The organism is Pseudomonas gozinkensis (assembly GCF_014863585.1).
GTDB lineage: Bacteria > Pseudomonadota > Gammaproteobacteria > Pseudomonadales > Pseudomonadaceae > Aquipseudomonas > Aquipseudomonas gozinkensis.
Genome location: NZ_CP062253.1, coordinates 24,330 through 44,105 on the forward strand (window position 1 = coordinate 24,330; position 19,776 = coordinate 44,105).

Annotated in this window: 16 protein-coding genes and 1 pseudogene; 10 read left to right on the top strand and 7 right to left on the bottom strand. The window is 53.4% G+C overall.

Features of this window, described 5'->3' with window-relative positions; all coding sequences use genetic code 11:
- Positions 1-139: 139 nt before the first annotated feature.
- Entirely contained in the window at positions 140-1,852 is a 1,713-nt protein-coding gene (locus tag IHQ43_RS00120; protein ID WP_192562956.1) for a replication endonuclease, read from the top strand.
- Between the two features lie 39 nt (positions 1,853-1,891).
- Here the strand turns inward: IHQ43_RS00120 and IHQ43_RS00125 are convergent, their stop codons facing one another.
- From IHQ43_RS00125 to IHQ43_RS00135, 3 genes are all read right to left on the bottom strand, one after another.
- Positions 1,892-3,430 carry a relaxase/mobilization nuclease domain-containing protein gene (locus IHQ43_RS00125; RefSeq protein WP_192562957.1) on the bottom strand — a complete coding sequence of 513 codons (1,539 nt, stop codon included), beginning with the start codon at positions 3,428-3,430 and terminating at the stop codon, positions 1,892-1,894.
- Positions 3,430-4,176, bottom strand: a complete 747-nt coding sequence (locus tag IHQ43_RS00130) for a hypothetical protein (protein ID WP_192562958.1) — start codon at positions 4,174-4,176, stop codon at positions 3,430-3,432. Before IHQ43_RS00130 ends, IHQ43_RS00125 begins: the two co-directional genes overlap by 1 nt.
- Before the next feature lie 300 nt (positions 4,177-4,476).
- Positions 4,477-6,147 carry a recombinase family protein gene (locus tag IHQ43_RS00135; RefSeq protein ID WP_192562959.1) on the bottom strand — a complete coding sequence of 557 codons (1,671 nt, stop codon included), beginning with the start codon at positions 6,145-6,147 and terminating at the stop codon, positions 4,477-4,479.
- Positions 6,148-6,192: 45 nt separating this feature from the next.
- Between IHQ43_RS00135 and IHQ43_RS00140 the strand changes: the two are divergent.
- From IHQ43_RS00140 to IHQ43_RS00170, 7 genes and pseudogenes are all read left to right on the top strand, one after another.
- Positions 6,193-6,609, top strand: a pseudogene (locus tag IHQ43_RS00140) (DNA-processing protein DprA); the annotation flags it as partial.
- A 54-nt stretch (positions 6,610-6,663) separates the two neighbouring features.
- Positions 6,664-7,221: an L-threonylcarbamoyladenylate synthase type 1 TsaC gene (gene tsaC / locus IHQ43_RS00145; protein ID WP_007954101.1), complete on the top strand. Its 558-nt coding sequence runs from the start codon at positions 6,664-6,666 to the stop codon at positions 7,219-7,221.
- Positions 7,222-7,492: 271 nt separating this feature from the next.
- Entirely contained in the window at positions 7,493-8,164 is a 672-nt protein-coding gene (locus IHQ43_RS00150) for a GNAT family N-acetyltransferase (RefSeq protein WP_192562960.1), read from the top strand.
- Complete coding sequence (locus IHQ43_RS00155; protein ID WP_192562961.1) at positions 8,142-8,876, top strand: iron-containing redox enzyme family protein; 735 nt, start codon at positions 8,142-8,144, stop codon at positions 8,874-8,876. The genes IHQ43_RS00150 and IHQ43_RS00155 overlap by 23 nt, the downstream gene beginning before the upstream one ends.
- Before the next feature lie 42 nt (positions 8,877-8,918).
- The gene (locus IHQ43_RS00160) at positions 8,919-10,013 is read left to right on the top strand and encodes a DUF3419 family protein (RefSeq protein ID WP_192562962.1); all 1,095 of its coding nucleotides are present in this window, start codon (positions 8,919-8,921) and stop codon (positions 10,011-10,013) included.
- Positions 10,010-11,278: an aminotransferase class I/II-fold pyridoxal phosphate-dependent enzyme gene (locus tag IHQ43_RS00165; RefSeq protein ID WP_192562963.1), complete on the top strand. Its 1,269-nt coding sequence runs from the start codon at positions 10,010-10,012 to the stop codon at positions 11,276-11,278. Before IHQ43_RS00160 ends, IHQ43_RS00165 begins: the two co-directional genes overlap by 4 nt.
- The gene (locus IHQ43_RS00170) at positions 11,268-12,566 is read left to right on the top strand and encodes a phenylacetate--CoA ligase family protein (protein ID WP_192562964.1); all 1,299 of its coding nucleotides are present in this window, start codon (positions 11,268-11,270) and stop codon (positions 12,564-12,566) included. Before IHQ43_RS00165 ends, IHQ43_RS00170 begins: the two co-directional genes overlap by 11 nt.
- Before the next feature lie 23 nt (positions 12,567-12,589).
- On the opposite strand, the gene IHQ43_RS00175 is transcribed toward IHQ43_RS00170, so the two are convergent.
- Positions 12,590-13,567 carry an NADPH:quinone reductase gene (locus IHQ43_RS00175; protein ID WP_192562965.1) on the bottom strand — a complete coding sequence of 326 codons (978 nt, stop codon included), beginning with the start codon at positions 13,565-13,567 and terminating at the stop codon, positions 12,590-12,592.
- Between the two features lie 147 nt (positions 13,568-13,714).
- On the opposite strand from IHQ43_RS00175, the gene hemF reads away from it, so the two are divergent.
- Together hemF and aroE are read left to right on the top strand one after the other, a co-directional pair.
- Positions 13,715-14,629 (top strand): oxygen-dependent coproporphyrinogen oxidase, encoded by a 915-nt coding sequence (gene hemF, locus IHQ43_RS00180; protein WP_085696940.1) that lies wholly within the window; start codon positions 13,715-13,717, stop codon positions 14,627-14,629.
- 9 nt (positions 14,630-14,638) lie between these two features.
- Positions 14,639-15,460 (top strand): shikimate dehydrogenase, encoded by an 822-nt coding sequence (gene aroE / locus IHQ43_RS00185; RefSeq protein WP_192562966.1) that lies wholly within the window; start codon positions 14,639-14,641, stop codon positions 15,458-15,460.
- Positions 15,461-15,565: 105 nt separating this feature from the next.
- Here aroE and IHQ43_RS00190 read toward each other — a convergent pair whose 3' ends face one another.
- The 3 genes from IHQ43_RS00190 to betC all read right to left on the bottom strand — a co-directional run bounded on the left by IHQ43_RS00190 (position 15,566) and on the right by betC (position 19,685).
- Complete coding sequence (locus IHQ43_RS00190) at positions 15,566-17,134, bottom strand: SulP family inorganic anion transporter (protein WP_192562967.1); 1,569 nt, start codon at positions 17,132-17,134, stop codon at positions 15,566-15,568.
- A gap of 102 nt (positions 17,135-17,236) precedes the next feature.
- Positions 17,237-18,154 (bottom strand): choline ABC transporter substrate-binding protein, encoded by a 918-nt coding sequence (choX, locus tag IHQ43_RS00195; RefSeq protein ID WP_192562968.1) that lies wholly within the window; start codon positions 18,152-18,154, stop codon positions 17,237-17,239.
- Positions 18,155-18,170: 16 nt separating this feature from the next.
- The gene (gene betC, locus IHQ43_RS00200) at positions 18,171-19,685 is read right to left on the bottom strand and encodes a choline-sulfatase (RefSeq protein WP_192562969.1); all 1,515 of its coding nucleotides are present in this window, start codon (positions 19,683-19,685) and stop codon (positions 18,171-18,173) included.
- Between the last annotated feature and the right edge of the window lie 91 nt (positions 19,686-19,776).

The following is a 19,776-nucleotide window of genomic DNA, read 5'->3' on the forward strand; positions in this document are numbered from 1 at the left end:
TGGCTTCCAGCATATCCCACTTCTATTAATGCTCATACGTTCCATGTCTGCAAAGTGACAGACAATAAAAAAGAGCCTTTCGGCTCTTGTGTTTGGGTTTAATTTGTTATAATGAAGTTACTACACAAAAATATAAGAAATGAAACTTACCAATAAGTCTATTATAGCATTTAAAAATAAAAAGCAAGAGCTAACAAAAGAAAACATCGCAGAAGTAAAATCTAATGCTAAGCTTTTTCTTAATCCGCTTATTCATGTATCCGAATTATCAGCGAAGCTGAAAGTCATAATATCTCAACTAAACCCCCTTACCAGAACATTCGAGTTGTCGAGTCAGTATCGTGTTGAGTCTTCATTGCCATTTTTGAGTGACGAAGAAGCCGATGAACTTGGCTTTACAAAACGAATAAAAATCCTCGGACAAAAAGTTAACGTTATCCGAGCCAATGGAAAACACGCTTTTGGGTACGAAAACAAAATTGATGAATATGCAAAAGAAGCTCTGGCGTTAGCCAAGATGATAAACCGCGTGTTTAGTTATGTATGCTTTGATGACCATATCAAAATGCTAATACTGAATGTAAGTGCGACCCCTGATTTGAAAAAAGAACTGAACCAGATTGAGATATATAAGGACGTTAAATTTGCGGACTTACGTTGCTCGGGGACTATTCTTGACAAACTCTACGAGTTCTTTATCGATGATGAAGGTATAAGGTGCGCCAATGATAGAAGCATTTTCGACAAAGAAATAGATGGTAAGTACAAAAGCATTTTTAGAAGGCTTGTTAAAATAGTCAAGTCTGTTGCAAGGAAACAACGTGAGATGCACTTGCTGAAAAGCCGTAAGATTGGCGAAAGCGGTGAGGCGTATTGCAGTGATGAGCTTTTGGAGTATCAGAAACAAAAGGATATTGAACAGCAGGAATTTATTGATAATACTGAAATTGTTTACTCTGTCGATGGAGTTGAGCAAAAAATACCATTGTCACAATTTGCTTTGACTGACGAACGTAAAGCATCTGAAATCTACATGAAAGTTAAGGACTTGGAGAAAGTAGCAAAAGCGAAGGGATATATGGCTTTATTTACCACGTTCACCTGTCCAGCAGAGTTTCATTCGAATCCTAAAAACGGTCGAAATTGTTGGGATGGATCAACGCCCAGAGAAGCCTCTGATTGGCTTTCCAAAAGACTGGTAGCGTTAAACAAGGATAGGGAAAGACACGGCATACAATCCCTGGGAATGTGGTGTAAGGAAGCCCACAAGGACCAGTGCGTTCATATGCACTCCATGTTTTTTGTTCGTCCCGACCAAGCAGACGATTTGATTTCTCTTATTCACAAGCATTATTCGCATAGTGAAAATGCCGTGAAAATCGTGCATATATCAGAAGAGGAAGCAAAAAAAACAGGTAGAGAATTCGCAAGCCCGGCAAGTTATATAACGAAATACGTGATTAAGAGTCTACGTGAAAAATCCGATGAATCAATGAAGAACAAAGCAGTTGCCCGCCTTTGGGGTTTTAGAATGTATGGTTTTTTCGGTAAAACTCAAACTATACTATGGCGTGCCTTCGACCGTTTTTTCGATAAAGAGCCTCATGAGCTTTTCAAAACATTGAAGAACAAGGTTTTTGTTCAACTCGCAAAATTCAGACAAGCCGGGCAGTTTTGGGCATTTTGTGAGTATGCCAATGAGTTTGTTCAGTCTGTGATTGTTGAGCACGATGAAATTGCTTGGAGTGGTTTTGAGTACATTCGAAAAGTGAAATGGGGATATAGGATAAAAGATACTGATGATTGTTTAAGAACGAAATTTGATTGTATCTTGAACACAATATTCAGATAACAAAAAAGAGTCATAGGCTCTCTTCACGTATTTATTGCATTATGACCAATCGGGCTTTATAGGATTGAGGTCTGGCAAGCCACTAAGTGTTTTATCTTTTTGCTTATTGATTGATTTTAGCAATTTGCTGTCGGTGTCCATGTCGTCGAACAAGAGGTCTGCTCTTGATTTTTGTGGCTGCTTAGTAATTGGTGCTGGTTTAGTATTATTGTTTTTCATTTCAATTTCCTCATTATTTTCAGGTTGTTTATTTGTTTGGTTTGGTTCGTTTGTAAATAAGCTTGAAAAGCTTAACGGTGTTTCTAACATTGTATCAATTTCAAGTCCTTCTTTTTTCAGAGCGTCAAGATGAGTTTCAAGAAGCTTAATTTTTGTCTTTGGGTATTTTTCTTGATTGGCTTTGACACGCTCGAAAAGCGCTGACAAGTCGGTTTTTGTGGGTTGGTAATTGGATATTTCTAAACCCATCATGGCAGATACAAGCCACGTTTTTCGCTTAAAATCTTCCGACCCTGTAAGGTAGAATGGTCCTTTACTACCTTGTTCGATCAAAGCCTGAATTCCTGCTTTGATGCTCATTTCATTTGGGTTTGTGAAAGAAACGCTATTAGCGTTGACCGTAAAGCCCGTTTTGTATTTCTCATTCTTGCTTGTATAGTTCACCCCATCTGAAGTTTGGAATTTGGTATACAGGCTTTCACGGCGGTTAGGTTGTGGTTTCGGGTCTGGTCCTGGACTCGAAGAAATTTCACCTAATTCGTCGGGTGGTAATGGAGACTCATAGCGTAGGATTAATTCGGCAATTCCTTTTTCATCGAACTTGTATTTTTCAATAAGTTTACTCATTTGAAAACCGATGGAACTTGGTTTTATAGATGTTGAACCTTTGCTTATGTAATAGCCTGACAGCCTTGCAGGGTCGGTTTTGCTCTTGTTCGCTCGTATTGTATAACCTTCTTCATTCAACGCCTGAAACAGAGCCTCCGGCGTCTTGGAGTTGGAAAGAATGCTCTTCAACTCGTTTTTATACTTCTTCTCGTCAGATTCTTGACCTGTACGATTTTCATACTGTTTAGCGGAATAGTTCAGTCTGGTCGGATTTGGGTCATTCCTGCTTTCAGAAATTTGCCCGTTTTTAAGCGAATACTTTTTTTCGAGCTTCTGGGCAAGAGACTCTAATCCACGGTAGTTGTCTTTCTTGTAAAATGGCTTATTATCAAAATCTCTATTTTCCATGACCAAGTGCAAGTGCGGGTTGTTCGTGTCTCGATGAATAGCAATCAGGAAATTACGATTATCACCGAAGTGACGCTCAATAAGTTCATTGCCAATGCGCATTAATTTATCATCAGATATATCTTTATGAAGCTCCTCAAACGAAACGATATAATGCATTTCATTGCTTTTTTGCCTATCCGTTAAACGGCTATTGAAATCCAATTCGATTGCTTTGGCTGACTCATTGAGGTTGGCAGTATCGACTGGGATATTACCGCTTATCTTGCTGGCTTTCCTCAAAACATAATTAGCAAGGTTCCGAGTGTTGGGTTTAATTCTTGGGACTTCTTTGATAAGCATTATTTAGCCCCGTCAATAAATGCAAGGAGGTCGGCGCTCGCTTTTATGATTCTCTGATGTCCCTCGCTGAAAAATTTACTTTCAAGAAAAATCAGAATCTGGATTAGCAGCTTTTCATCGCTTATCTTTTTAACAACGTAGTTGTTGACCGCATCACTGCATTTCAAAAGCGTTTCATCGGATGTATAAGCAACGGCAGTATTTGAAAACTCTTTTTCATAAACTGTAAATTCGTCGAAAAAACCGAAGAGCAACTTAACGAAGGTTTGACTTGCGAACATCTCTTGATGCTTTTTATTTTCTTGTTCAGTGAGACTAATCGTATACTGTTTTTTTCTTTCTGAATGACTGTCGTCAAAAGGGGGTAGATGTATAGTTGGCTCAAAATCTGGCTTTGTAGCAGTTTTTATTTCAAGCGTCTTGAAGCGTAAACGACTAACATCGAGCTTCATCTTTATTAAGTTTCGCAGAGAATTATTTATGCGCCTTGTTATTTCAGGTTCGGCGTTTTTAATTTGCGATAGGTTGGTGTGAAGATTTGCAAGTATTTGATTGTACTTACTAAACTCTTCGTAGTTGGCGTTTTTGGCTATTACGACATAACTACGATTATGAAAAAGGTGTTGCTTGAATGCGTCCGATAGCGAAAATTTTGATACAGAAATTTCGTTATACTCTCTTCGAAGTTGTTCGACTTGTTCGGCGTTTATTTCTGTAAGGCGGGTACTTGCTTTAAATTTGCTCATAGTTTATTAAGTGGCTATAAACATATAATAGCATTTGTTTTTTTAATTGTTGCCTTCAAGCTTTGCTGTTAGATACGACCCTTGTGGGAGTAGCTTTGCCCCCCGTAATGACCGCTAGGGAATGAGTGGGGCAAGCATAAAAAACGAACGACGATAGTCGTGATGGTTTTTTATTCTGCTTGCTTCTTTTGATTTCAATGTTGTCTGATATTTTAGCTAATTTTCGAAGTAAACTATTTTAAATAGCGAAGTCCAAAAAAATACGGAATTTTCAATTCAGGATTTTATTGGGCTGGATTTTTAGCTAACAGTTAGGTCAAACATAGTTTGCAAGTCGCCAAGCCCGTAGCTTCCGAGAATGTCTTTCAACGGAAACCTTATAAAGTTATTGCAAATCTTTTCATCAACTAAGTCGTTTTTTCGTCGCATTGAAAATCTCGTTTCTCTTGTGGCTTTCGTATGACTCACAAGAAATATAATATCGTTGGTCTTGAAGAAATAATTTAACTTTGCTCGACCTTCGTCTGTCATAAATAGGTCTGTCACGGTTTTAGTATCTTGTACATCTATGGTGCCCTCATCAGCGAAAGCACTATGAATCAATAATATTTCTTTGTTAAGTGCTTCGATTTCTTTTTCAGTTTTAGATATTTCCTGAATGAATTTCGTAGGGACGTTGTAATCAGCCTCAACCATTTGAGTGTTCATGTTATCGAGTTTAGTCCGTCTTGAAATCAGTTGCTTTTGCTTCTCTTCAAGAACCAAGTTGCTGTTTCCACTATCAGTCTTTAGCAGGCTGTTTATTTTTGGATTGATAAATCTTGCTTGGGTAGAGATACCTTTAAAGTCTCGTTTGAACTCAGTGGCTATCCTATTAATCATCTTTATACTATCCAATAGCGAGCCTAAAACACATTCAAACCTGATATTGTCGGCGGTGCAAACGTGCTTTTGAACTCGGGCATTATCGCATTTAAAAAATGGGTAAATTTTTCCCTTGTATCTGCTTCCTCTATGGTCGTAGTAAAGTTTTCCGCCACACTCTGCGCAGAATATACAATGTTTGAAGATGTTAAAATCTTGTTCTGCTCTTCTACCAGTCCAATTTTTCTGCTTGCGATTTGCCATTACATCAACGGCTTTATAGAAAAGTCCCGGCTCAATCAAGTTAGGATAATAATTTTCGATAAAACCGGTTAAAATCTTTTTGGCTTTACCATCAGCGGTGTATTCGATACGGTGAGTCGCCATACAGCCAATAACAGTTTTATGCTTGATTATTTTGTTGAGTGTGCCGTTGTTCCATTTTTTTAATGATGTTTCGTTAATCTTCGTGATGGCTGTGTTAATGCCAAATTTAAGCAAAAGTTCGAAAAGCTGTTTTATTTCTTCTTGTTCTTCTTTGTGAATTACGAACTGACCTTCTTCAACACGCAAACCGTATGGGATAGATTTGCCTTTTTTGATAATGACTTCGCCATTCTCTGCTCTGGCTTTACGTGCTTTCCAAGCAGATAACAAACGACCAGATTTTGTTTCAGATTCTTCGTTAGCCCTTTTCGCAATTAGGCTAATCATCAGGAGGTTTTCAAAATCCCGACTGGGGTCATTATACGAATATGTCTTTTTATCAACGGTCGTATAGATGTTAATACCTTTCTTCAAAATCCCTTGAAGAAGCTCAACGCCGTCAAGCACACGTTGGCGGGTGATACGGTCAATGCTCTCAACCACGAGGTAATCACCACGGCGAATAGCGCCGCTTTGCATTCTGTCCAACATCTCTTTGAAATTGCCAGACCGGGCATTGTCGCCACGAAAGGCGGATTTGCCTTTGTCGTATACGACTTCCACGATTTTGGTTCCTGTGGCTGTCTCAAAGAGTTCTAGGGCGGTCAACTGGCGGTTTTCGCTGTCCCCGGTGGCTTGGATAGCACGGGAATAGCGTATATATGCGTAGGCTTTGGTCATTTTTTAACCGTCTGATTGTCACTCGGTAAATCATATCACCTGACCATCAGCGGTTTGTCCCTTGGCGTGCTAGTGGTCGAGGCCAGCGTTGCCAGCGGTTCGCTCATTACTGCACGGCTGGCGGCAGAACAGGGGCGCGAGGTGTACGCCATTCCGGGTTCGATCCACCACCCCGGTGCTCGGGGCTGTCATCAACTGATCCGTGACGGCGCCGTGCTGGTGGAAACCATCGAGCACATTCTCGAAGCCCTGCGTGGCTGGCAGCATCTGCCGGTCTCCACAGCCGCAGTGAATCCGGATAACCCGTTGCTGCGTCTGCTGCACGCCGCGCCGCACACCAGCGAGGGCCTGGCCGACAGTAGTGGCTGGGCGCTGCCCAAAGTGCTGGCGGCACTCACCGAACTGGAGATGGATGGCCGCGCGGTGTGCGAAAACGGCCGCTGGTTTGCGCGCGTGAGCTAGGTTTTACATTGAAGATCGGTAAACTGCGCGAAACCTGTTTGCGGAGAGTTTTTCATGGTCAACAGTTGGCGTGTGCAACAAGCCGCACGAGAGATTCGCGCCGGGGCGGTGATTGCCTATCCAACCGAAGCCGTCTGGGGGCTGGGGTGCGATCCTTGGAATGAAGAAGCGGTGGATCGCCTGTTGGCGATCAAGAACCGTTCGGTGGACAAGGGCTTGATCCTGGTCGCCGACAACATTCGTCAGTTCGATTTTCTGTTCGAGGATTTCCCCCAGGACTGGATCGACCGCATGGCCAGCACCTGGCCAGGGCCGAACACCTGGCTGGTGCCGCATCAGAACCTTTTGCCGGAGTGGGTGACCGGGGTGCATGACACCGTGGCGCTGCGGGTCAGCGATCATCCGCAGGTGCGGGATCTGTGCTCGCTGGTAGGGCCGTTGATTTCCACGTCGGCCAATCCGCAGGGGCGGCCGGCGGCGAAGAGTCGCTTGCGGGTCGAGCAATATTTCCGAGGCCAGGTCGATCTGGTACTCGGCGGAGCGCTTGGCGGTCGCAAGAACCCGAGCCTCATTCGGGATCTGGCCACCGGCAATATCGTGCGCCCGGCCTGATATCACCCTTGGTTAATCATGTGAGTACTCCTCGGCTTTCATGGCGAGGAGTACTACGCGTGCCTGCGATTTTTCCTTCATTTAGCTGAATTTATAGCCCCGCGTTTTGTTTGAATTTTTCCTTTCTACGTCAGATGAATCTTTAAGTATTCAATTGTTGTAATTTTTCCGACGTTATTCTCAGAAGCCACACAGTGGCGATTTTTCTAAAACCATTCATTATTTCAATGCGCTCAGAAAACTTCGAAAAGTTAACGGCTGCGGAGAAGAAATGGATATCAGGGATTCGCAATTAACGGATTATCTGCAAGAGATTCAGACGACCTTTAAAAGGCGTCATGAAAACTATCGCATCGTTATTCTTGAAGCAGGATCAGACACACGAGAGTTTGAACGGTTTGTTTCCCGCCATTTTCGGCTGCGATTGCAACACTACATGTTGACCCCTAAGGCCAGGTTACTTGAAACACGCCTGGCGATTATTTCGCGCAGTACCCACTTTTTGTTGTATGAGCACGACAGGCTCACGGCGGTATTGAGAGTGACCACTGCGCCGTTCGAATGGGCCTCACTGGCGCAGCAGCAACTGTCTCCTGCCACGACGCTGTCGCGCCATGTCGAGTTCAGTCGTTTGATCAGCCACTCGCAGAATCAATTTCCCATGTCGGTCAACGGCCTGCTGGCGGCTGCCACGGAATGGGCGATCAAGCGCGGTTATGAAGGCGTTACCGCGCTCTGCCGTTCACCGCAACGGCGATTGTTCCAGCGCTTCGGCCTGACACCCGTCACCGCCGACGCCCTGCGTATCGAACAGCGCCAACGCGGCGATTACTGGCTGCTCTCGGCTCAATGGCAGCAAATCCTCACAGCACTTCAACAGTCTGCCCACCTGCTCGCCAATCCATTGGAGAACCCCGTTGATGAATACGCCTCTCAGTTTTGAACAACAATTAAGCCTGCTCGATGAGCGAATCGAAAAATCGTGGGCCGATATTCTGGAAAGTTCGCGACTGGTAAAAGCCATACGCGAAGGCAGCGTTTCAAAAGCCTTATATGCGATCTACATGATCCAGACTTTTCACTACACGGCACATAACGCACGAAATCAAGGATTGGTCGGAGTTCGGCATGCGGATAATCCGGTGTATGCCAAGTTCTGCTTTGAACATGCGGCACAGGAAGTCGGTCATGAAAAAATGGCGCTGCACGATGTCATGAGTCTTGGTTTGAAAAATGAAGTGTTTGATATGCCGACTGCACTTCCGGCCACCGATGTGCTGATCGCTTATTTATATTGGATTTCCTTTACCGGTAACCCTTTACAACGGCTTGGTTATAGTTATTGGGCAGAAAATGCCTATCAGTTCATTACTCCGCTCATTGATAGCCTGAGTGAAACACTGGCGCTCAAACCCGCTCAACTGACTTTCTTCATTGCGCATTCCGACATTGATATCGAGCACTTCAACGAAATCAAATTGATGCTGCAGCGCACCTGCAAGCGTCAGGAAGACTGGGATGCGATCAGCACTGTCATGGAAACCAGCCTGCGCCTGACCGGCAACATGCTCGAGGCGGTTTACGAGCAGTTCGAGGCCTGGCAAAACGGGCTGGCGCCCCGCTATGACTTCCTCCACGCCCTGGACAACCAATGAAGGCCGCCTGCCCATGTTCAGATCAGACGGCTGGAGGCAGACATGGCTGATTATTTCGACCGGCTCAACTACACGCTCGGGGATGAGGACACCGCGCTTGAGTACGCGATCCTGCCCAGTCATGCCGGGCACGTGCTGGGTATCGCCGGATGCGGCGGCCGGCTGTTGCCGTTATTGGCCGCCGCCCCGGCACGCATGACCTGTACCGATATCAGTGAGCCGCAACTGGCGTTCACCCGATTGCGTTTTGCCCTGCTGGAACAGACCGATCACGAGTCGTTCATGGCGTTCATGGGCTATCGAATGGAAAGTATGCGGGCGCGACGCCGCTCCCTTTTCCAGCAACTGGTTTTACCGCCGGCGGATCGTCGTTGGCTGTCCGCATTCTTCCAGGCCCGACGTTGGGAAGCGCCGATTTACATGGGCGCATTCGAGCAGACTCTGAAGTGGTTGGCGAAGATCACCGGACTGTTTACCGGCAAGGCTGGCCGAGGCATTTTTCAGTTCAGCCAGCTTGACGAACAAACGGAATATTACCGAAACCGCTTCCCGCTCAAGCGGTGGAAAGCGGTGATCGCTTTACTGGGAAACGCAGCAGTCCTCAATTCGCTGCTGTACAAGGGCGCGTTCCCACCCAACAACCTGGGGATCAGTTCCCGCGCGGCGTATCTGGGAATTTTCCATACGTTGTTCACCACTCAGGTGGTCCGCGAGAGCTTTTTCCTGCAAATGCTGTTTTTCGGTGAGCTGCGTTATCCACAAGGCTTTCCGCTGGAGTGCGATCCGCAGATCTTCCAGCGGGCCCGTGAGGGACTTCAGCAGTGCGAGTTGCGCGTGGTGCAGGCCGACATCCTTGACTGTGCTGCCGGGGAGAACGCCATCGATTTCGTATCGCTGTCGGACGTGCCTTCCTTCATGCCCGAAGCGGCCGGCAAGAACGTTTTGCAGCGCCTGGCACCGGCCCTGTCGGAAAACGCACAGGTGGTCATGCGGGGGCATTTGCATGTGGTGCGACCTGATTGCGCAGGTTTCTGCGATGTCACCCATCAGTACCAGACAGACATCGCACGAGAAAAAACCCAGCTCTGGCGAGTCCAGGTCTATCGCCGCACCCCTTCTTTGCAGGTATCCCGATGAACACTTTTCAACCGACCGTCAATTGGGTCAAGAACCGTGTCCGGCAAGCGCGTGACGATCAGCAGCAGCTATTCGATGCGGGGCTGAATGGCCTGAAGCTGGCTAAACGTGAAGGCAAAGAGATCGAACTCGAAAGCGGCGAGCGGCTGACCGAGTTTCTCTCGTGTTCTTATCTGGGGCTGGAGTGTGATCCTCGCTTGATTCAGGGGGCGATGCACTCCGTCGAGTCCTTCGGCGTGCAGTTCGCTGCCGCACGCACCCGGGCGCTGTTGCCACCCATGCATGAGCTGGATGAACTGCTGAACCGGATATTTCAGGGGCATTCGGTCACCTTCAACTCGGTGGGCAGTGCGCATCTTGGTTGTCTGCCGCTGCTCGGCTCCGGTGAGATGCCCTCGTATCCCATGCGTCGTGGCCCCTGCTGGATTGTCGACCGTTCCGCTCATGCTTCGATGCAAGTGCTGCAAGGCATTCTCTGGCAATTCGGCCCGATACAGCGCCGTGATTGCAGCGATGTAGAGCAGGTGGAGGAAGCGTGCTCAACGGCAGTCGCGGCGGGTAATACGCCCATCATCCTGACGGACAGCATTGGTTCAATGCGCGGTGTTTATCCGATCAATCGGTTGCTGCAACTGGCGGAGCGTTTCGACGGTTATCTCTATGCGGATGACGCCCACGGTACCTCGATCCATGGCGTGGCCGGAGGTGGTTACGCGCTGGACGCGGCGGATGAACGACAGCGTGGCCGGCTGATCCTGCTGTCGTCGTTGTCCAAGGCGTTCGGCGCAACCGGTGGGGCAATCACTGTGCGCAGCGAAGCCGACGCCGAAATGATTCGGCGTCATGCATCGACCTACACGTTTGGCGGGCCATTGTCTGTTGGCGGGGTAGGTGCGGCAGTCGCTTCGGGGAAAATCCATTTGTCGCCGGAGCTGGGTCAATTGCAGGTCGCGCTGTGGCGAAACATCGCCACGATCGACCGTTTGCTGGGGCCAGTGCTGGGCAATCATCACGTCGCGTCCCCCATTCGTTTTGTCCGCGTCGGGGCCGAGAGAGATGCGATCAGCCTGGCGCAGCACTTGCGCCGGCAGGGTCTGGCGGTCACTACCGCGCTGTTTCCGGTGGTGGCCAAGGGCGAGGCGATTTTGCGTCTGGCCATCAGCGCGAGTCACAGTCAGCGCCAGCTGGAATGTCTGGCGAACGCCATCCGTAGCGGATTCGATGAGCTGGGCATTCGTCAGGGAGGGCGCGGCCATGAGCAATGAATCTGTAACGGATGTATCGGCCGAGGCCTTCGCTCGTAAATTGGCTCACGCGCGTTCACTGCCGTGGTTCCGTGCGTTGAATCCGCGAATCATGGAAGTACAGAACTCGTCCGATCTGCATCGACTGCCGGTTTTGGCAGTGGAGGACGAGTTCGGAGACGTGCTGTTTTCCGCGCTTGGTGAAGCCTCACATCGAACACCGGGCGGTGGATTGACCCTGACTTCGGGAGGCAGCACCGGCAATCGCAAACAGATCACCCATTCCTGGGCGTTCAACGCTGCAATCGTGCCCCTGGGGGCACGGATGTTCGGTGCGCCGGACGAACGCCCCGAGGTGGCCATCAACTGCCTGACGGCCGGGGAAATGCAGGGTGCCTTTCAATACGCGTCAGCCATCGTCCAGCACATTGGCGCACGCTTGTTGCCTGCTGGTTCACAGATGGGCGTGCAGCGCGTCGCCGAGTTGATTCAGGCACACAAGGCCGATGCGTTGATATGTACTCCCTCCTTCGCCGCCGCGTTGTTCAATCATGAAACAGTCGGCGCTGTGCAATTGTGCAGCCTGAAGTGGCTTTACTACATTGGTGAACCCTGCAGTAAAACGCTGCGCGACCAATTGGCCCGGAACTGGCCGATGCTCAACATTCGCTCGCTGGGCTACAGCTCGACGGAGACCGGTCCCATTGGTTTTCAGTGTGCCCATCTGGAGCACGGCTTTTATCACCTGCATGCCGACGCCATGCTGCTCGAAGTGGTGGATCCTCTGACCCTGCAAGCTGTGGCTGAAGAGGAATCCGGTGAATTTCTGCTGACGCCACTGCTTCCCGATCATGTGCCGCTGTTGCGCTACCGGATCGGGGATCGTGGGCGAATCCTGCGCACCGAGACAAAGTGTGCCTGTGGCAGTTTCATGCCGGTGCTGGCGCTTGAGGGGCGGGTCGAGACGTCGATCAAACTGGGTGGCGCGCTCATCACTCAGTCACAGGTATTGCACGTACTCCGGCAGTTTTTGCCTGAATTGAACACTACAGATGTCCAGGTGCAGATTGATCGACAGCCCGAGGGGGCACGCATGCGTCTGGTCCTCGCCGAGGAGTCACTGACAGCCGACACACGAAGCGTCATTGAAAATGCGTTGCAGGTCGAAGGACAGGCCAGCGCATTGCTCAGGCTGCCTGGCGTGTTGGGGCTGGAGGTGAAGCGCCTTGCCCGTCAGGAATTCGAAACCACCCTGAGCGGCAAGACGCCGTTTTTTGTGACGCTGGAACAGACCCCGGCACCGTCATGAAGACGGGACGAGGTCATCGGTTTTCAGGGCAGCAGGACGGTGGAGCCTGTGGTGCGCCGCGCCGACAGTTCGGTCTGCGCTTTCGCCGCGTCAGCCAGCGGATAACGCTGGCTGATATCCACTTTCAGCTTGCCGCTGGTGATCATCCCGAACAGCTCGTCGGCCATGCGCTGCAGGTTTTCGGCGTTGTTGGCGTAGGTCGCCAGCGTTGGCCGGGTGACGTACAGAGAACCTTTTGCCGCCAGAATCCCCAGGTTCACGCCGTCCACCGCACCCGAAGCGTTGCCGAAGCTCACCAGCAGGCCACGGGGCGACACGCTGTCCAGCGAGGCCGGCCAGGTTTCCTTGCCGACGCCGTCGTAGACCACCGGGACTTTTTTCCCGTCGGTCAATTCCAGCACCCGTTGGGCGACGTTTTCGTGGCTGTAGTCGATGGTTTCCCAGGCGCCGTGGGCCTTGGCCAGATCGGCTTTGGCTTTCGAGCTGACGGTGCCGATCAGCTTCACGCCCAGGGCCTTGGCCCATTGGCAGGCGAGCAAACCGACGCCGCCGGCCGCGGCGTGGAACAGAATGGTTTCGCCACCCTTGAGTTCATAGGTCTGGCGCAGCAGGTACTGCACGGTCAGGCCCTTGAGCATCACGCCGGCGGCAGTTTCGAAGCTGATGGCGTCCGGCAGGTGCACCAGATTCGCTTCCGGCAGAACGTGAACGTCGCTGTACGCGCCCAACGGGCCGCTTCCGTACGCCACGCGGTCGCCGACCTTGAACCGGGTGACCTCGCTGCCCACCGCCTCGACGATGCCGGCGCCTTCCGCACCCACGCCCGACGGCAATGCCGGTGGCGCATACAGGCCGCTGCGGTAGTAGGTGTCGATGAAGTTCAGGCCGATGGCCTTGTTGCTCACGCGAACCTGCTGCGGACCGGGCTCGGCGGGTTGATAGTCAACGTACTCAAGCACTTCGGGGCCGCCGTGGGCGCGGAACTGGATTCGCTTGGCCATCTGCCTACTCCTTGGGTCATTTGGGAAGGTCCCTATCGAACGCTCATGCTTGATCTTCGTCAACTGCGGCGTGCCGGTTTGCGATGGTATGCTACGCGCCCATTTGCGCGGGGCGCCGCGCAGTTCCGCCCGATCCAAGGTGAAGCCATGACGACCCGCACCGACGCCGTAAAGGCCTATCTGCTCGACCTGCAAGACCGCATCTGCGCCGCGCTGGAAACTGAAGACGGTGGCACGCGCTTCGTCGAAGACGCCTGGACCCGTCCGGCCGGCGGTGGCGGTCGGACCCGGGTGATCGAGAACGGCACGGTGATCGAAAAGGGCGGCGTCAACTTTTCCCACGTCTTCGGCAGTGGCCTGCCACCGTCCGCCAGTGCCCATCGGCCGGAGCTGGCCGGGCGTGGTTTCGAAGCCCTTGGCGTGTCGCTGGTGATCCACCCGCACAACCCGCATGTGCCGACGTCCCACGCCAACGTGCGCTTTTTCATCGCCGAGAAGGAAGGTGAAGAGCCGGTCTGGTGGTTCGGCGGTGGCTTCGACCTGACGCCGTACTACGGCAACGAAGAAGACTGCATCCACTGGCACCGCGTTGCCGAACAAGCCTGCGCGCCGTTCGGCCCGGACGTCTACCCGCGCTACAAGGCCTGGTGCGACACCTATTTCCACATCAAGCATCGCCACGAGCCACGCGGCATCGGCGGGCTGTTCTTCGATGACCTGAACGAGTGGGACTTCGACACCAGTTTCGCCTTCATGCGCGCCATCGGCGATGCGTACATCGACGCTTACCTGCCGATCGTGCAGCGCCGCAAGAACGATGCGTTCACCGCCAGGCAGCGCGAGTTCCAGGAATTCCGTCGCGGTCGCTACGTCGAATTCAACCTGGTTTACGACCGTGGCACCCTGTTCGGCCTGCAATCGGGCGGGCGCACCGAGTCGATCCTGATGTCGCTGCCGCCGCAAGTGCGCTGGGCCTACGACTGGAAAGCCGAGCCGGGCAGCGAAGAAGCACGCCTGACCGAGTACTTCCTGCAAGACCGAGACTGGCTGGCTCAGGCCTGAGGATTTCTGATGGATCGTTACGTCGTTTTCGGTAACCCGATCGGCCACAGCAAGTCGCCGATGATTCACAAGCTGTTCGCCGAACAGACCGGGCAGAGTCTCGACTACAGCACCCTGCTGGCGCCACTCGACGATTTTTCCGGCTGCGCCACGGCGTTTTTCCGGGAAGGTCGCGGCGCCAACGTGACCGTGCCGTTCAAGGAAGATGCCTATCGCCTGGCCAACAGCCTGACCGCCCGGGCCCAGCGCGCCGGTGCGGTTAACACCTTGAGCAAACTCGCCGACGGCAGCCTGCTCGGCGACAACACCGACGGCGCCGGGCTGGTGCGGGACCTGACGGTCAACGCCGGGCTCAGCCTCACCGGCAAACGCATTCTTCTGCTCGGCGCCGGTGGTGCGGTGCGAGGTGCGCTGGAGCCGTTGCTGGCGGAAAAACCGGCCTCGGTGATCATCGCCAATCGCACGGTGGACAAGGCCGAGCTGCTGGCCGAACTGTTCTGCGACCTGGGGCCGGTGTCGGCCAGTGGCTACGACTGGTTGCGCGAGCCGGTAGACGTGATTATCAATGCCACCTCCGCCAGCCTCACTGGCGATGTGCCGCCGATTGCGCCAAGCCTGATCGAACCCGGCCAGACGCTGTGTTACGACATGATGTACGGCAAGGAGCCCACCGCGTTCTGCCGCTGGGCCAGCGAGCACGGCGCGGGCGTGGTGATGGATGGCTTGGGCATGTTGGCCGAGCAGGCGGCCGAAGCCTTTTTCCTGTGGCGCGGTGTACGTCCGGACACGGCGCCGGTCCTGACGGAATTGCGTCGGCAGTTGGCGGAATAATCCCTGTGGGAGCGAGCTTGCTCGCGATGGCGTCGCCAGATCCAGCATCAATCTGACAGACAGACCGCCATCGCGAGCAGGCTCGCTCCCACAATGGGTTCTTCTTCAATCCTCGAAGCGGATCGGGCATTTCTCCGGCCCTTCGAGTTTGCGCAACTCCTCCACCACCTGCGGTCGCGCCTGACGCAAGGTCAGGCTGCGATCCTGGCGCAGCAGGCGCCGGGCTTCCTGATGGAGCATTTCCACGCCTGAATAGTCGATGAAGTTGATCTGTTGCGCCTCGATCACCACCCGCGCGCCATGCATCCGTTGCAAGCGCACTTGCAGGTAGTGGCTGGCGCCGAAAAAAATCGACCCGCCGACCCGCAACACGTCGTCTTCGCCATCGCGCCAATGCTGCACCCTCGGCTGCGAAGTGCGCTTGAGGTAGAAAAACAGCGAGGCGAGCACACCGGCATAGATCGCCGTCTGCAACTCCAGCAGCAAGGTGGCGACGCAGGTCAGGCTCATCACCACGAATTCCGCGCGGCTGACCCGCAACAGCGCACGAATGCCACGATGATCCACCAGTCCCCAGGCGATCAGCAGAATGCTGCCGGCCATGGCCGGAATCGGAATGTGCGCGATCAGCCCGGCACCGAAGATCGCGAACAAAGCCACCCACAACGCCGAAAACACCCCGGCCAGCGGCGAACAGGCCCCGGCCTCGTAGCTCAGCCCGGAACGAGTGAACGAGCCGGCGGACAACGATCCTGAAAAGAACGCCCCGACAATGTTCGAAAGTCCCTGCGCGCGGACTTCCTGGTTGGCATCGAGCAACTGTTGCGAGCGCGCGGAAATCGAACGGGCAATCGACAGACTGGTGACCAGCCCGAGCATGCCCACCGCCACGGCACTGGGCAGCAGGCGCAGGATCAGGTCCATATCCAGCGGCAACCCACTGAACGGCGGCAAGCGCCCGACAAATGCGCTGACCAGTTGAACGTGACCGAACATCGCCGGCCACAGCCAGACCACCAGACTTCCGAGTACCAACGTCATCAAAAGCGTCGGCCAGCGTGGCAGCCATTGTTTGAGCAACGCACCGACCACCACCGTTGCCACGCCAAGGACCAACGATGGTTTATCCACAGCCCCGAGATGGCGCAGTAGATCCATCAGACTGGCCAGCGCCGTGGCCTTGGCCGGCAGATCCAGCCCCAGCAGGTTCGGCAATTGACCGATGGCAATCACCACCGCCGCGCCGAGGGTGAAGCCCAGCACTACGGAATGCGATACGAAATTCACCAGCGCGCCGAAGCGCAACAGGCCGAGCAGCCACTGGAAAATCCCGGCGAGGAAGGTCAGCAGCAGGATCAGGGTGATGTAGTCCTGCGACGCAGGCACGGCCAGCGGACTGACACTGGCGAACAGCACAATCGAAATCGCCGCTGTCGGGCCGCAGATCAGATGCCACGACGAGCCCCACAGACAAGCGATCAACACCGGAACGATGGCGGCGTAGAGCCCGTATTCCGGTGGGAGACCGGCGATCAGGGCGTAGGCAATCGACTGGGGCAACGCGAGAATCGCCCCGCTGAGACCGACGACCAGGTCCCGCCCGACGCTGGCGCGGGTCTGCCGGGGCAGCCAGGTCAGGAAGGGGAAAAGTGAGCGACGGCTGGGGAGGGCCATGAATCCTCTCGGGTGAAATTTTGCGCATTGTACGCAGCCCGGGACGCGGAGCGTCCATTGCGGCATTCCCACGCAGAGCGTGGGAACGATCGACCCGCGCAGTTACAGTTTGGCTTTAACTGCCGGCAACGCATCCTTGCCATCCACGGTCTTCACCCCATCAAGCCACTTATCCAGCACCGCCGGATTCGCCTTGATCCAGGCCTTCACTGCATCGGCATTGCTGATCTTCTTGTTCACCACCTCGGCCATGATGCTGTTCTCCATCTCCTGAGTGAACGAAAGATTGGTCAGCAATTTACCCACATTCGGACAGGCCTCGGCGTAGCCCTTGCGGGTCAGGGTATAGACGCTGCCGGTGTCGCCAAAGTACTTCTCACCGCCCTTGAGGTAATGCATTTTCAGCTGCACGTTCATCGGGTGCGGGGTCCAGCCGAGGAAGGTGACGAATTTCTGTTTCTTCACCGCCCGCGAGACTTCGGCCAGCATCGCCTGTTCGCTGGACTCGATCAGCTTCCACTGGCCCATGTCGAAGTCGTTCTTCTTGATGATCTCCTGCAGCGAGATGTTCGCCGGCGCGCCGGAGCCGATGCCATAGATCTTCTTGTCGAACTTGTCGGCGAATTTGTTCAGGTCGGCAAAGTTATGCACACCCGCATCCCACACGTAATCCGGCACGGCCAGGGTGAATTCGGTGCCGTCGAGGTTCTTCGCCAGTTGGGTGACGTCGCCGGTAGCGACGAACTTGTCATAGAAGCCCTGCTGCGCCGGCATCCAGTTGCCGAGGAACACGTCGACCTGGCCGTCCTTCAAACCGCCGAAAGTGATCGGCACCGCGAGAGTGTCGACCTTGGCCTTGTAGCCCATGCCCTCCAGCAGAAACCCGGTGATGGCGTTGGTCGCAGCGATGTCGCTCCAGCCGGGATCGGCCATTTTTACCGTGTCGCAGCTCTCGGCGAACGCAGATGCGCTGCCCAGTGCCAGCAGACTCACTGTCACGACTGTGGATAACTTGACCATGGACTTCCCCTTAACGTTATTGGTTTTGGCAGGGTTGTGGATAACGGGCCTTGCGCTCCAGGTCATCGAGGTCGATGTGGTTGCGCATGTATTGCTGACTGGCGTCCACCAGCGGCTGGTGATCCCAGCTCTTCAGCTTGCCGACGGTCAGCGCCTCGGCGACGAAACGCCGGCGGCGCTGGCTTTCGAGGACTTCGCGGTGGATTGCCGGGATGTCCCACTTGGCGCGTGCTTCGGCAAGAAAATCGTCGAAAAGCTGGCGATGTTGTGGCGATTGGCTGAGTTCTTCCTGTTCGCGTGGATCGTTATCCACATCGAAGAGTAGGCAAGGGTCGGTTTCGCTGTAGATAAATTTGTAGGCGCCACGACGAATCATCATCAGCGGGCTGACGGTGCCTTCGGCCATATATTCGCCGAACACCTCGTCATGACCGCCCTGCCCTTGCAGGTGCGGGACCAGCGAGCGGCCGTCCAGTGGCAGATCCGGTTGCAGACTGCCGCCCGCCAGTTCGACGAAGGTCGGCAGCAGGTCGGCGGTGGACACGGCAGAGCTTACACGGCCGGATTTGAACTGACCGGGTGCACTTATCAACAGGGGTACGCGAGCGGCCATCTCGAACCAGTGCATTTTGTACCAGAGGCCCTTCTCGCCGAGCATGTCGCCATGGTCACCGGAGAACACGATGACGGTGTCATCCATCAGCCCACAATCTTCAAGGGTTTGCAGAATTTTGCCGACGTTGGCGTCGATATAGCTGCAAGCACCGAAGTACGCGCGGCGCGCATCGCGGATTTTATCCACAGGCAGCGGCTTGTCCCACAGGTCATAAACCTTGAGCAAACGTTGGGAGTGCGGGTCGAGTGAATGCGGGTCCGGTGTCGTCGGAAGCGGAATGTCCGCATCGTCGTACAAATCCCAGAACGCCTTGGGAATCGTGTACGGATCGTGGGGGTGAGTCATCGACACGGTCAGGCAGAACGGCTGGTCGCCGTCCTCGCGAATGTGGTCGAACAGGTATTGCTGAGCCTTGAACACCACCTCTTCGTCGAAATCGAGCTGGTTGGTGCGTACGCACGGTCCGGCCTGCAGCACCGAAGACATGTTGTGATACCAGCTCGGCCGCACATCCGGCTCGTCCCAGTTCACCGCCCAACCGTAATCGGCCGGGTAGATATCGCTGGTCAGGCGCTCTTCGTAACCGTGCAGTTGATCGGGACCGCAGAAATGCATCTTGCCCGACAGTGCGGTGCGGTAACCGAGGCGGCGCAGGTAATGGGCGTAGGTGGGGATGTCGGCGGGGAAATCGGCGGCGTTGTCGTAGGCGCCGATCTTGCTCGGCAACTGGCCGCTGACCAGGGTGAAACGCGAGGGTGCGCACAGCGGGCTGTTGCAGTACGCGGCATCGAACACCACGCCTTGTTCGGCGAGGCGGCTGAGATTCGGCAGTTTGATCGGCGACGGGCCGTAGAACGGCAACATTGGCGCGGCCATTTGATCGGCCATGATGAAAAGAATGTTCTTGCGCTTCATGTGATCGCGGCATTCCATAGTGAATATTTATGCGACATTGCTGCGATCGAGCATGGATTCCACGCAATATCCGGTAAAGCCCGCGCCGGAC